Source organism: Ruegeria sp. CK1, assembly GCF_056536545.1.
On sequence record NZ_JBQFPX010000004.1, the window covers coordinates 153,502 to 165,951 of the forward strand.

General features: G+C 56.5%; 13 protein-coding genes, 1 tRNA gene and 1 riboswitch. Of the genes, 8 read left to right on the forward strand and 6 right to left on the reverse strand.

Features of this window, described 5'->3' with window-relative positions; translation table 11 throughout:
* The first annotated feature begins 217 nt into the window (after nucleotides 1-217).
* Nucleotides 218-1,117: a hypothetical protein gene (locus ACR0L3_RS11790; protein ID WP_480745916.1), complete on the forward strand. Its 900-nt coding sequence runs from the start codon at nucleotides 218-220 to the stop codon at nucleotides 1,115-1,117.
* 250 nt (nucleotides 1,118-1,367) lie between these two features.
* Here ACR0L3_RS11790 and ACR0L3_RS11795 read toward each other — a convergent pair.
* Nucleotides 1,368-1,443, reverse strand: a tRNA-Lys gene (locus ACR0L3_RS11795).
* A 212-nt stretch (nucleotides 1,444-1,655) separates the two neighbouring features.
* Between ACR0L3_RS11795 and dapF the strand changes: the two genes are divergently transcribed.
* Nucleotides 1,656-2,498 (forward strand): diaminopimelate epimerase, encoded by an 843-nt coding sequence (dapF, locus tag ACR0L3_RS11800; RefSeq protein ID WP_480746108.1) that lies wholly within the window; start codon nucleotides 1,656-1,658, stop codon nucleotides 2,496-2,498.
* Nucleotides 2,495-3,751: a tRNA (N(6)-L-threonylcarbamoyladenosine(37)-C(2))-methylthiotransferase MtaB gene (gene mtaB, locus ACR0L3_RS11805; RefSeq protein WP_480745917.1), complete on the forward strand. Its 1,257-nt coding sequence runs from the start codon at nucleotides 2,495-2,497 to the stop codon at nucleotides 3,749-3,751. The genes dapF and mtaB overlap by 4 nt, the downstream gene beginning before the upstream one ends.
* A gap of 137 nt (nucleotides 3,752-3,888) precedes the next feature.
* On the opposite strand, the gene ACR0L3_RS11810 is transcribed toward mtaB, so the two are convergent.
* From ACR0L3_RS11810 to petA, 3 genes are read right to left on the reverse strand one after another with little or no spacing between them, the layout of a single operon-like run.
* Complete coding sequence (locus ACR0L3_RS11810) at nucleotides 3,889-4,671, reverse strand: cytochrome c1 (RefSeq protein ID WP_480745919.1); 783 nt, start codon at nucleotides 4,669-4,671, stop codon at nucleotides 3,889-3,891.
* Between the two features lie 17 nt (nucleotides 4,672-4,688).
* Complete coding sequence (petB, locus tag ACR0L3_RS11815; protein WP_480745920.1) at nucleotides 4,689-6,020, reverse strand: cytochrome b; 1,332 nt, start codon at nucleotides 6,018-6,020, stop codon at nucleotides 4,689-4,691.
* A gap of 14 nt (nucleotides 6,021-6,034) precedes the next feature.
* Nucleotides 6,035-6,619 (reverse strand): ubiquinol-cytochrome c reductase iron-sulfur subunit, encoded by a 585-nt coding sequence (petA, locus tag ACR0L3_RS11820; protein ID WP_480745921.1) that lies wholly within the window; start codon nucleotides 6,617-6,619, stop codon nucleotides 6,035-6,037.
* A gap of 488 nt (nucleotides 6,620-7,107) precedes the next feature.
* Here petA and ACR0L3_RS11825 point away from each other — a divergent pair, with 488 nt between their 5' ends.
* Nucleotides 7,108-7,554, forward strand: coding sequence for a c-type cytochrome (locus ACR0L3_RS11825; RefSeq protein ID WP_480745922.1), 447 nt, complete (start codon nucleotides 7,108-7,110; stop codon nucleotides 7,552-7,554).
* Between the two features lie 42 nt (nucleotides 7,555-7,596).
* Here the strand turns inward: ACR0L3_RS11825 and ACR0L3_RS11830 are convergent, their stop codons facing one another.
* Nucleotides 7,597-8,205, reverse strand: a complete 609-nt coding sequence (locus ACR0L3_RS11830) for a glutathione S-transferase (protein WP_480745923.1) — start codon at nucleotides 8,203-8,205, stop codon at nucleotides 7,597-7,599.
* 55 nt (nucleotides 8,206-8,260) lie between these two features.
* Complete coding sequence (locus ACR0L3_RS11835) at nucleotides 8,261-8,890, reverse strand: FMN-binding negative transcriptional regulator (RefSeq protein ID WP_480745924.1); 630 nt, start codon at nucleotides 8,888-8,890, stop codon at nucleotides 8,261-8,263.
* Nucleotides 8,891-8,944: 54 nt separating this feature from the next.
* Nucleotides 8,945-9,092, forward strand: a riboswitch (FMN riboswitch).
* Nucleotides 9,093-9,163: 71 nt separating this feature from the next.
* On the opposite strand from ACR0L3_RS11835, the gene ACR0L3_RS11840 reads away from it, so the two are divergent.
* The 4 genes from ACR0L3_RS11840 (at nucleotide 9,164) to ACR0L3_RS11855 (ending at nucleotide 12,433) form a co-directional block, all read left to right on the forward strand.
* Nucleotides 9,164-9,604 (forward strand): 6,7-dimethyl-8-ribityllumazine synthase, encoded by a 441-nt coding sequence (locus ACR0L3_RS11840; protein WP_480745925.1) that lies wholly within the window; start codon nucleotides 9,164-9,166, stop codon nucleotides 9,602-9,604.
* 94 nt (nucleotides 9,605-9,698) lie between these two features.
* Complete coding sequence (gene aroC / locus ACR0L3_RS11845) at nucleotides 9,699-10,799, forward strand: chorismate synthase (RefSeq protein ID WP_480745926.1); 1,101 nt, start codon at nucleotides 9,699-9,701, stop codon at nucleotides 10,797-10,799.
* Complete coding sequence (locus tag ACR0L3_RS11850; RefSeq protein ID WP_480745927.1) at nucleotides 10,783-11,445, forward strand: HD domain-containing protein; 663 nt, start codon at nucleotides 10,783-10,785, stop codon at nucleotides 11,443-11,445. Before aroC ends, ACR0L3_RS11850 begins: the two co-directional genes overlap by 17 nt.
* A 52-nt stretch (nucleotides 11,446-11,497) precedes the next feature.
* Nucleotides 11,498-12,433 carry a DMT family transporter gene (locus ACR0L3_RS11855; RefSeq protein ID WP_480745928.1) on the forward strand — a complete coding sequence of 312 codons (936 nt, stop codon included), beginning with the start codon at nucleotides 11,498-11,500 and terminating at the stop codon, nucleotides 12,431-12,433.
* The last annotated feature ends 17 nt before the right edge of the window (nucleotides 12,434-12,450 follow it).

Genomic DNA, 12,450 nt, shown 5'->3' on the forward strand with positions numbered 1-12,450 from the left:
TCCTTGGCCCACACGGCGTTTAGGTCGGTTGGTAGCGCTCGCGTGTTTCTCCGGATCGTTCAGGTCATTAAGTAGATAACCAGACGGATATTGATTTCTCTAAGCAAGGTTCGCGCCAAACACGACAGCATTGTATGATGGTCATGCGAGCTTAGTTCAGGGGACCAGTATTATGCAGACCTTTCGGATGAGAAACAGCTTCACCTTCGCAGCTTTCATGGGATTAGCTTTTCTGTTTTCGCCTGCGAATCTGGCTGCTGATCAAAGTGACGCAGACAAAGCGGTGGACGACTTCAATGACGCGATGCTCTCAATATTCCACCGAGGTCAAGATACGCTTTCAAAAGATACCCGGCCAATCATGGTAATTGCGCGCGATGTTGTCGTGATTTCGGAAGATGGAGAGGCAACCTACCCAAGGACTGCTCCGCGTTATCAACAGCTCAAGTCTACGACTCATGTTCTCTTGGGGATTATCGGCGCGGTAACGCCCTGGCCTGATGACGCCGCCGGAGAAGAACGCTGGAAGCGTGAGTTTTCGACCATTTCTGACGAGATTGGCACGCTTCTAACGGCGATTGATGGTCTTGGGCTGTCAGAAGACTCATCGGCTAGTCAGAAGGAAATGCTTCAGAAAGCCCAAGCCTTTACTAAAGACGCTCTGAGCCAAGGCAAACTCACACGTGAAGCGGTTTCCAAGATCATCAACGAAACACGACCGATTTGGGTTGAAAACATGCGTGAGACCGCGCGTGCAGAACTTGCGGCCCTCCACTCTGCAGTGTCTCAGGCGCGCGCTGATATGGATGAGGGCGAGTGGGAAAAGATGTACATAGTCCATCACGGTGGGTCCAGCGTGGAAGATGTCAATGTTGTTCTCTTATACCTGCAACGGGTAATGCCCGAGAAAGTTGCCGCTGGACAAGTGATGTTTGCTGAGAACGCTCATGGAACAGACGCTCTGGCAAATCACGTGGGCTACGTGATTATGCAGCGCAATGTGGGCTCTTGGGCGTTTGGAGACCCAGCACGCATGGAAGTTGATCTTCTGGGTTACGAAGCCGGATCGATACTGGACGAAATGATCGATGCTCCACCGCCCGCAAGGGCCAAGTGATATGGCAATGCGTCGAGTGCCGTAGACATGTGTTTCTGAAATGAATGACCAGAGCTAGTTCCCCTGAATTCACTACAAAGAGAATAAGGAATGGGCGACAGAAACTAAGATTAGATCATCCAAGCGCTGAAACGTCATGAACAGCTTCAGAACCTATCGCAGGTCTCTTCCATAGCGAACCCGGAAGGTAACAGGCACTAAGTTGAATTCCGGCTATCAGAGCCAATCGCAGTCTAGTCTTTGAAAACAGTGGTGAGCCGTGCAGGATTCGAACCTGCGACCCACTGATTAAAAGTCAGTTGCTCTACCAACTGAGCTAACGGCCCACTCTTTTGTTGGATCTTTTTTGATCCGTGGCGCTCTCTAAGGCATTTTCCCGACTGGGTTCAAGACCTTATTTTGCGCCTCGTTTCGCCTTAACTTAACTTGTTTCCAGCGTCCCGATAGGCGGCCTAATTAGGCAGGTGGCGCGGGGGGGTCAACCCCTTTTTTCAGGATTCTTCACCGTAGGGTGGATTCCTTTCCTGACCATCGTTATATGCCCGCCATGCAACAAACACACGACACCGGATTGCCATTCATGAAGATGCACGGGCTGGGCAATGACTTCGTCATTGTCGATGCGCGCGCGCAGCCTATAGAGATTTCTCCTGCCGTGGCCAAGGGAATCGGGCAGCGGCAATTTGGTGTGGGTTTCGACCAATTGGCCGTGATCGAAAACGGCGAGTCGGATGCGCATCTTGTGTTCTACAATGCTGATGGGTCCACATCGGCCGCTTGTGGAAACGCTACGCGCTGCATCGCTCGGTTTTTGATGGAAGAAACCGAAAAGCCTGAACTAACCCTTACGACAGAACGCGGCACATTGATTGCGCGTGACGCTGGCGACGGCATGACCTCGGTGAATATGGGCCAGCCGCAGTTGAAGTGGGACGAAATTCCGTTGGCCGAAGCGGTCGACACGCTGGAGTTACCGATCGAGGGTGGCCCGACGGCGACGGGCATGGGCAATCCACATTGCACTTTCTTTGTGGAAGACGCAGAGGCGATTCCCTTGGCGGAGTTCGGCGCGCGGTATGAATATCACCCGCTGTATCCCGAACGCACCAATGTGCAAGTGGCGCAGATCATCGGGCCGGACCACATCCGCATGCGCGTGTGGGAGCGTGGTGTTGGCATTACGTTTGCATCCGGATCGTCCTCTTGCGCCACGGCCGTAGCAGCCGCGCGTCGCGGTCTGACTGGCCGCAAGGTGCAGATTGATCTGGACGGCGGCACCATCTGGATCGACTGGCGTGAAGATGGCGTTTGGATGACCGGACCGACGTGCCACGTCTTTTCAGGTACTCTGACGCCGGATTTTCTGAGGTCGTTGGGATGAGCGCGCCTAAGTTCACCACTCTGGGCTGTCGCCTGAACGCCTATGAAACCGAGGCGATGAAGGAACTGTCTCAGCAGGCGGGTCTGAAAAACGCTGTTGTGGTGAACACCTGCGCTGTCACGGCCGAGGCCGTTCGCAAAGCCCGGCAGGAAATTCGAAAGCTGCGGAGGGAGAACCCCGATGCCCGGTTGATCGTAACGGGTTGTGCCGCGCAGACTGAACCCGAGACCTTTTCCCGGATGGATGAGGTCGATGCAGTGATCGGCAACACCGAGAAGATGCAGCCAGACACCTGGAAGGGCATGGCCGCCGATTTCATTGGTGAGACCGAGGCTGTACAGGTCGACGACATAATGTCCGTCACCGAAACTGCTGGTCATCTGATCGACGGGTTCGGCACGCGGTCGCGTGCATATGTTCAAGTTCAGAATGGCTGTGACCACCGCTGTACCTTCTGCATCATCCCTTATGGACGCGGCAATTCACGCAGCGTCCCAGCGGGCGTTGTGGTGGATCAAATCAGACGGCTAGTGGACAAGGGTTATAATGAGGTTGTTCTGACCGGCGTGGATTTGACCTCGTGGGGTGCGGATTTGCCGGCGCAGCCAAAGCTGGGCGATTTGGTGATGCGCATCCTGAAACTGGTGCCCGATCTGCCGCGTTTGCGGATCAGCTCGATCGACTCGATCGAGGTGGACGAAAACCTGATGCAGGCGATCGCTACTGAATCGCGCCTGATGCCGCATCTGCACCTTTCACTGCAGCACGGGGATGACCTGATCCTGAAACGGATGAAACGTCGCCACCTGCGCGACGACGCCATCCGGTTCACCGAAGAGGCCCGCAAGCTGCGCCCCGAGATGACCTTTGGCGCAGACATCATTGCTGGCTTCCCGACCGAGACCGAGGTGCATTTCGAGAATTCGCTGAAGCTGGTCTCCGACTGCGATCTAACTTGGCTGCATGTGTTCCCTTATTCCAAGCGCGAAGGCACACCGGCCGCCCGGATACCGCAGCAAGTTAACGGAACCATCATCAAGGATCGCGCAGCCCGCTTACGCGCAGCGGGTGGTGCGCAGGTCGTTAAACACCTTAATGCTCAGATCGGCAAAACCCATCACATCCTGATGGAAAACCCTCATATGGGGCGGACTGAACAATTCACTGAAGTTGTCTTCACTTCGCCGCAGCTCGAAGGTCAGATCGTAACCGCCACCATTGGTGGCGCGACGGAATCTCGGCTTACAACCTGATCCGCTTTTCATCCGGCCAAAAATATCCCGGGGATGAATTGGCCGCAGGCCAAGAAGGGGCTGGCCCCTTTTCTCTTCTCAATAAAAAACCCCCGTGGCCTGTGGCACGGGGGTTTCTTCATTCAAAGCATACAAGCTTAGTGCAGTTTCTTGCCTTTGTGGGGCGCCCACAGGCGCTTGTTGACAAGATACAGCAGCACCGACAGCACCGACAGGAAGATCACGCCAACGAAGCCAGAGTATTTGCGCTCCATCATCTTCGGCTCGGCCGTCCACATCAGGAAAGCAGCGATGTCTTCGGACATGGCCTCAACCGTGGCCGGATGACCATCGGCGAATTCTACTTGATCGTCCGACATCGGTGGCGCCATCGAAATCCAGCCGCCCGGGAAGGCTTTGTTCTCATAGAGAATGGTGCCTGCCTCTTCCTTTTCCTCACCAGTATAGCCATCCAACAACGAGGCGATGTATTCAGCGCCACCCATGCCTTTGAACAACTGGTTAATTCCCAGCCCATACGGGCCATGGAAACCAGCACGGGCCTTGGCCATCAGGCTCAGGTCCGGTGCGCCAACGCCATTGTTGGCTGGGAAGTGATCGGTCGGGATCGCCGGGCGAAAATCGTCCAGCTCTGGGTCGAATACTTCGAAGTTGTCGGCCGCATAAGCGATTACTTCTTCTTCCGAATACCCCAGCGCTTCCAGATCACGCAGAGGGACATATTGCAGGCCGTGGCAGGCCGCGCAAACCTCGGTATAAACCTGAAGACCGCGCTGCAACTGGTTCTGATCCCAAGTGCCAAACGGCCCCTCGAACGAGAAGTCGAAGTCCTCGACGTGACCTGCACCGCCTGCTGCGAAAGACGCAGCAGGAGAAATGGCCAGAGCAAACGCGGCACCGATTGCAAGTTTCTTGAACATGATTCCGGTCCCTCTTCTTACTCGGCCGGCGTGGCGTCGGCGTCAGCCTTGCCATAATGCGCGTTGAAGTCTTCTTCGATGGTCTCGGGCTGGGCCAGAGGTTTCTCGATCACACCGAGGACCGGCAGGATCACGAAGAAATAGGCGAACCAGTAGGCGGACGCGATCAGCGAGAATGTCGCATAAGGCTCTTCCGCGGGCATCGCACCCAGCCACATCAGGGCAAAGAAGTCGATGACCAGCAGGTAGAACCACCATTTGAACATCGGACGGTACTTGCCCGAACGCACGGTCGAAGTGTCCAGCCAAGGTGCCAGAGCCATCGCCAGGATCGCACCGAACATCGCGATCACACCAAAGAACTTGGCGTCGATGATGCCGCCGGTGATAAAGCTGGCGAACTGAACGACCCAGACCTCACCGGTGAAGGCGCGCAGGATCGCGTAGAACGGCAGGAAGTACCATTCGGGCACGATGTGTGCAGGTGTCACCAGCGGATTGGCTTCGATGTAGTTGTCCGGGTGGCCCAGGTAGTTTGGCATGAACCCGACAACTGCCCAGAACACGACCATGATCACGGCCAGCGCAAACAGGTCTTTGATCACGAAGTAGGGCCAGAATGGCAATGTGTCTTTCTCGGCCTCGGCCTTCGAACCACGGCGAACCTCAACACCAGTGGGGTTGTTGTTGCCTGTGGTGTGGAAGGCCCAGATGTGCACGATGACCAGTGCCGCAATTACGAACGGCAGCAGGTAATGCAGCGAGAAGAAGCGGTTCAGCGTGGCGTTGTCCACCGCGGGTCCGCCTAGCAACCAAGTCTGGATCGCGTCGCCAACGAATGGGATCGCGCCAAACAGGCCGGTGATCACAGTTGCACCCCAGAAGGACATCTGGCCCCAAGGCAGAACGTAGCCCATGAAGGCGGTGCCCATCATCATCAGGTAGATCAGCATCCCGATGATCCAAGTGATCTCACGCGGGGCTTTGTAAGAACCGTAGTACAGGCCGCGGAAAATGTGGATGTAAACCGCAACAAAGAACAGTGATGCGCCGTTCATGTGCAGGTAGCGCAGCATGTAGCCGCCATTCACGTTTCGCATGATGTGTTCGATGCTGGCGAAGGCCAAATCGACATGCGGCGTGTAGTGCATCACCAGAACGATACCGGTGACGATTTGCAGCGCCAGACAGAACGTCAGTACGATGCCCCAAATCCACATCCAGTTCAGGTTCTTGGGGGTGGGGATCATCAGGGTGTCATACAGCAGGCCGACGATGGGCAGGCGGCTATTCAGCCACTTTTCGCCGTTCGTCTTCGGCTCGTAATGATCGTGGGGAATTCCGGACATAAGTTGGGTCTCCCTTAGCCGAGTCTGATGGTGGTGTTGTCTGTCCACTCTGCGGGCGGAACAGGCAGGTTTTCAGGCGCTGGACCTTTGCGGATACGGCCGGCAAGGTCATAGTGCGAACCGTGGCACGGGCAGAACCAGCCACCGAAGTCACCAGCGTCACCCAGAGGTACGCAGCCCAGGTGCGTACACACGCCCATCTGAACCAGCCATGCACCGGGTGCTTCGCCTTCGGGCGATGGCATCACGCGGTTTGCATCGGTTGCCGGGGCATCCGCGTTCAGGTTCGAGTTCCGCGCCAGCGGATCTGGCAACGCTGCGACACCTTCGGCATCCTGTTCCTGCGCTTCAGCGATCTCGGCACCAGTGCGGTGACGGATAAAGACAGGTTTACCCAACCATTTCACGGTCAGCTGCGTCCCCGGCTCAACGCCGCTCACATCCACGCGGATCGAGGACAGCGCCTGAACGTCTGCCGAGGGATTCATTTGGTTGATTAGGGGCCATACGGCTGCACCCGTCGCAACGACACCTGCGCCGCCAGCGACGTAGTAGAGGAAATCTCTGCGGGTGCCTTCGTTGTCTTCTGCGTGGGACACGAGGTTTTCTCCGATTCCGGCGCCCGGGGGTGACCCGAGCAAACATGCATCAGCACCGCATCAAAGCGGCGTCTCATCGCGGCTATCTAGCCGGGAGAAATCGGTTCGTCCAGCGGTCATAGGCGCGCACTACGCCGCATCTGGGCATTCATGTCACAACGAAGGGCAAAAATTTCAAGATATGGGCGGGTTTAGATGGGGAATTCCGCCAATCGTTCAAAATTTCGATCTATGTGATTCGGTTCAGGAAAATCATTCACAAACACGTCCGACTGCCTGACCAAAGTATTCCATACTCACGGCACACCGCCGGAGTTCTGTCAAAATTCTGCCACGCAATTTCCCACATTAATGAATTGTGTGACCGGATAAAAACTGTGTCAAAAATAGATATTTTTTAACGACTTACCCACGTTTGAATTCGATTGCACTTTGAACACGAACCCTTGATGGGCTGGGAAACCCCTAACCTTCTCAGGACGTTTCCCATGTCAAAACTCTTTTTTCCTAAGCTGGCCCTTGTTCTTGCCCTTGCGTCACAGGCTGCAGCCTCCGGTGACCCAGTCAAAGGCGAAAAACTCTACAACCGTTGTTCATCCTGCCATGCGATCATCAAAGATGGAGAAGTTTTGGTCAAAGGTGGCATCACCGGACCGAATCTGTTCGGGGTCGTGGGCCGCGTTGCTGGATCCGAATCTGACTACCGCAACGGAAGCGAGCGTTTGCCCATCGGCATGTTCACCGATGACATGATCCGCGCAGGTGACGAAGGGCTGGTTTGGACCGAGGAAAACATCTCGGCATATTCGCAAGACCCGATCGGTTTCATTCAGGAGTTTCTGGATGATGAAGCCGCCCGGCCAAACATGAGCGTAAAGCTCAAAAAAGGTGCCGATGACATCGCAGCGTATCTCGCCACCTTTGAAGCGCATTAGCAAAAAGCAGCCCTGCACCGCGCAAGGTGCGGGGCCCATGGCCTAACTCGGTGGGCAGGTCGCAATCATGCTGGGGCGTTCACTGAACGTGGCGTACCAAGCGGCCAGCGCGTCATTGCCCTTGCGCCAACCGCGCGCATCGTGGCGCAGGTCCAAATAGCCCAGCGCGCATCCGACGGCCACTTGCCCCATATCCAATGATCCAGACAAATGCGCCATCCAGCGCTGGTTCAATGCTGCACAGGCGCGTTCGATTTTGACCCACTGCGCCTCGACCCAGTCATCCCATTGCTTTTCTTCGGGGCGCAAGCGGGCTTCGTAAGTCATCAGCAGGGCAGCATCCAGAATGCCATCGGCAAGTGCTTCAAGCGTCAGCACATCCCAGCGCGCTGAGCCGGTCGGGTAAAGCCCAGCCTGCGCGCGCGCGTCCAAAAACGCGCAAATCACCCTGCTATCGAACAGCGTTGGCCCATCAGGGCGTTCCAAAGCCGGAACTTTTGTCAGTGGTGCTTTGCTCAGCAGTTTCTCTGCCGGTGCAACCGGTGTGCTGGCTACTGTCTCAAGCTCAACATCTTGCAACTGTTCAGTTTCGTGAAGCAAAACCATGACTTTACGCACATATGGCGACGTAGGGCTGTGATAGAGTTTCATTTGTGCTCTCCCTGATTACGCGAACCTTAGCGGAAGGTGGGCGAAACGGAACCCGTCAATCGCCCGGCTCGTTCACTTCACGCATCAGCGCTTGCAAGACGGATAGCTCGGACCCAAGATCATGCTGCGCAACTCGATCAGCGGCCCGTAGACGTACCTCATCCGGTTTATTCTGATTAAGCTTCCAAGTGCCCTCGATATTGTCGACGCGCAGGCGGCAAGGCACGATCATGCGCAGCATCCGTGCCAACGCATCGTCGCCCATCTTGCCGGTGGTCCAGGGCTGCTTTGGATACAAGTGATTCTCATAAAATGCCGACTGCCTATCCAACAGATCCCGCAATTCTTCCTGAGGGCGCGATTCCAGCACGCCAGTCAAATGGACAGCGACATAATTCCAGGTCGGTACTTGATCCGCGACCCCGTACCAATCCGGCGAGACATAGCTATCCGGTCCCGTTATTGCGATCCGGGCGGCTTGCGGCTGCTTCAACAGCCTGACAATCGGGTTCGATCGCACCAGATGCAATTCCGTGACTGATCCATCCTCAGAGAGCAAGAACGGGATGTGGCTTATGAGCGGCGCATTGTCTGTCGACAGAGCCAGAACACCAAAGCCACGCTCACGCGCAAACGCGATGTTGCGGGTGCGCTCCTCAGCTCGGAAAACTGGATTGGGATGCATGGTGGTCCTCCTGTCAAACCTCTTGCAGACCAGATCGGTTCTTGGCAAGGTCCGCCTCGTTCTCAGGGCGGGGTGAAATTCCCCACCGGCGGTATGCGGGCAATGACCCGTCAGCCCGCGAGCGGCCCCGATGACCGGGGTGTCAGCAGATCTGGTGAGAGGCCAGAGCCGACGGTTAAAGTCCGGATGAAAGAGAACGTGCAGCATACCGCTTTGCGGCGTGTCTGCTCGTGATCGCCTTGGGTGACGTGTCTGTTACGAAAGGAGATCACGATGACACACACCCGCTATGCTTTTGTAAAAGCCAACTGGCATTCTGATATCGTCGACCGCGCGCTTGATGGCTTCCTCGAGCTCATTCCCGCCGAGCAGGTCGATGTCTTCGATGTCCCCGGCGCGTTCGAGATGCCCCTGCTGGCGCGTGATCTGGCCCTGACCGGAAACTACGCTGCTGTAGCTTGCGCAGCCTTTGTTGTGGATGGAGGCATCTACCGGCATGATTTTGTGGCGCAGGCAGTGGTTGATGGGCTGATGCGCGCCGGGATGGATACTGGTGTTCCGGTTCTGTCGGTGTCCCTAACACCGCACCAGTACCAAGAGACGGATCATCACAACGCCATCTACCGTGCGCATTTTGTTCAGAAGGGTCGCGAAGCCGCCCAAGCTGCATTGAAAATTGCTGCGACCCGGGCGCAATTGTCATCGGCTGCTTGATGATCTTGGGTTGGGGCCTAAACGCCCCAACCGCAAATCCGCTTGAGGCTGCGGCCCTTGCCCGCTAATCACGACCCGCAAAGGAGCACGCCCCATGTCGATGAACAGTTTTGGACACCTCTTCCGCGTCACCACCTGGGGCGAAAGCCACGGACCTGCATTGGGTGCGACCGTCGATGGCTGCCCTCCGGGCGTGGCTATAGATGAGGGCATGATCCAGCACTGGCTGGACAAGCGTAAACCGGGACAGAACAAATTCACCACGCAGCGGCGAGAAGCTGACCAAGTAAAAATACTGTCCGGAGTGTTCGAAGGTCAGACCACCGGCACACCTGTGCAACTGATGATCGAGAACACAGATCAGCGGTCAAAGGACTACGGCGATATCAAGGACAAGTTCCGTCCGGGTCATGCCGACATCACGTATTGGCAGAAATACGGCATTCGCGATTACCGCGGTGGCGGGCGCAGTTCGGCTCGTGAAACCGCGTCGCGTGTGGCCGCGGGCGGGTTGGCGCGTGAAGCAATCAAGCAGATTGCGCCGAATGTGCAGATCACCGGCTACATGACCCAGATCGGGACGTACAAGATCGACCGCGCCAATTTCGACTGGTCGCAGATCGAACAGAACCCGTTCTGGACCCCTGATGCACAATCTGCCGAGGAATGGGCGACTTATCTGGATGATCTACGCAAGTCCGGCAATTCGGTCGGCGCTGTGGTCGAGGTGGTCGCGCGCGGCGTACCCGCAGGCATCGGCGCGCCCGTTTATGCCAAGTTAGACACAGATCTGGCAGCTGCGATGATGTCGATCAACGCGGTCAAAGGTGTCGAGATTGGCGAAGGCATGGCCGCTGCGGAACTGACTGGTGAGGCCAATGCGGATGAGATTTTCATGGGCCAGAACGGCCCGCAGTACAGCTCGAACCACGCGGGCGGTATTTTGGGCGGCATTTCGACCGGGCAGGACATCGTTGTGCGTTTTGCGGTCAAACCGACCTCGTCGATTCTGACCACGCGAAAGACGATCACCAAATCTGGCGAAGAGACCGAGATCATTACCAAGGGTCGTCACGACCCGTGCGTCGGCATTCGTGCGGTACCGGTGGGTGAGGCGATGATGTCCTGCGTGATCCTCGACCATTTGCTGCTGCATCGCGGTCAGATCGGAGAGAACCGTGGACGGATCGGCTGATCTGCGCGCGCGCTTGCGTGCCGTTGTCGCGCAGAGGATGGAGACGGATCCGGCACATGATCTGGCCCATCTGGATCGTGTTTGGGTGAACGCCCAGGCTATTGCAGATGATCAAACCGACATGCCCGTCTTGCTGGCCGCCAGCTATCTGCATGATCTCGTGAATCTGTCAAAGGACGATCCGGAACGGCACTTTGCCTCGCGTCGGTCAGCAGAGGAATCAGAGCCTATTCTGGACAAACTCGGCTATACCAAGGATCAGATTCGCGCGATTCAGCATGCAATTGAGGCCCATAGTTTCTCGGCCAACATCGCCCCGACATCACCCGAAGCCTGCATCCTGCGCGACGCAGATCGGTTGGATGCGTTGGGCGCGATCGGCATTGCCCGGAATTTTTCTGTTTCAGGCGCTCTGGGGCGGGCTTTGTATGATCCGGCAGACCCGTTCGCCGCAAACCGACCACTGGACGATCTGACGTATTCACTCGACCATTGGAAAGTTAAACTGTTGGCTCTGCCCGATGACATGCTGACTGATGGCGGCAAGGCCGTCGCACAGGTGCGCGTCCAACGCATGATCCGCTTTCTAGAAGAATTTTCAGAAGAGATTGGTAGCGCTCTGCCTTCCAATTGGGTCAATGACTGACTGCGCGGAAGGGCCGTTGATCTTTCTCTACTAAAAGCGCAGGGTCGCTCGCATGGCGAAATCGTTAACATCGCATCGACCTCTTTTGGCCGTCGCTCTGAAAATAAGTGCGGTGTTTCTGTTCACCGTCATGGCGGCGCTGATTAAATCGCAATCCGATCATTTCCCGCCGGGCGAGATGGTGTTCTTCCGGTCATTGTTCGCCATCCCGGTGATCATCATATGGCTGATCGCACGCGGAGAATTGGCACAGGGGTTCGTCGCACGCAAACCCATGGGTCACTTCTGGCGCGGTGTACTGGGCACCACCGCAATGGGGCTGACGTTCACCGGGCTTGGCCTGATCCCTTTGCCCGAGGCCACAGCGATTGGATATGCTACGCCGATCTTCACCCTGATACTGGCGGCAGTCATGTTGGGTGAGCGTATTCGCCAGGTTAGAATTGCTGCCGTGGCCATCGGCCTTTTGGGGGTTCTGATCATGATTTGGCCCCGGCTGGGCGGCAACAACATGCAGGCCGCAGCCACATTTGGCGCGCTTTGCATTCTGGGTGCGACTGTCGCCCGGGCGTTCGTACAGATTCACATCCGGCAGCTTGTGCAGGTCGATCACCCTGCCGCCATCGTATTTTATTTCTCGATGACGGCGACCTTGCTGTCCGGGCTGACCGCGTTCTGGGGCTGGGTTCTGCCCACATGGGAGCAGGCGGCGCTGCTGATCCTGGCTGGGCTGGTTGGGGGAGTGGCGCAGATTCTTGTAACTTCATCTTATCGCTTCGGGCAGGCATCTATGCTTGCGCCATATGATTATACTTCGATGCTGTTCGCGATCGTTATCGGCTATGTATGGTTCAGCGAATTGCCAACTTTGGTAATGCTGGCCGGTGCGGCACTGGTGATCGCTGGCAATATCGTGGTGATTTGGCGCGAACATCAGTTGGGGCTGGAACGCGGCAAGGCGCGCGCGGTGACCGACCCCAAAGCCTGACCTTTACCTTTGCCAAA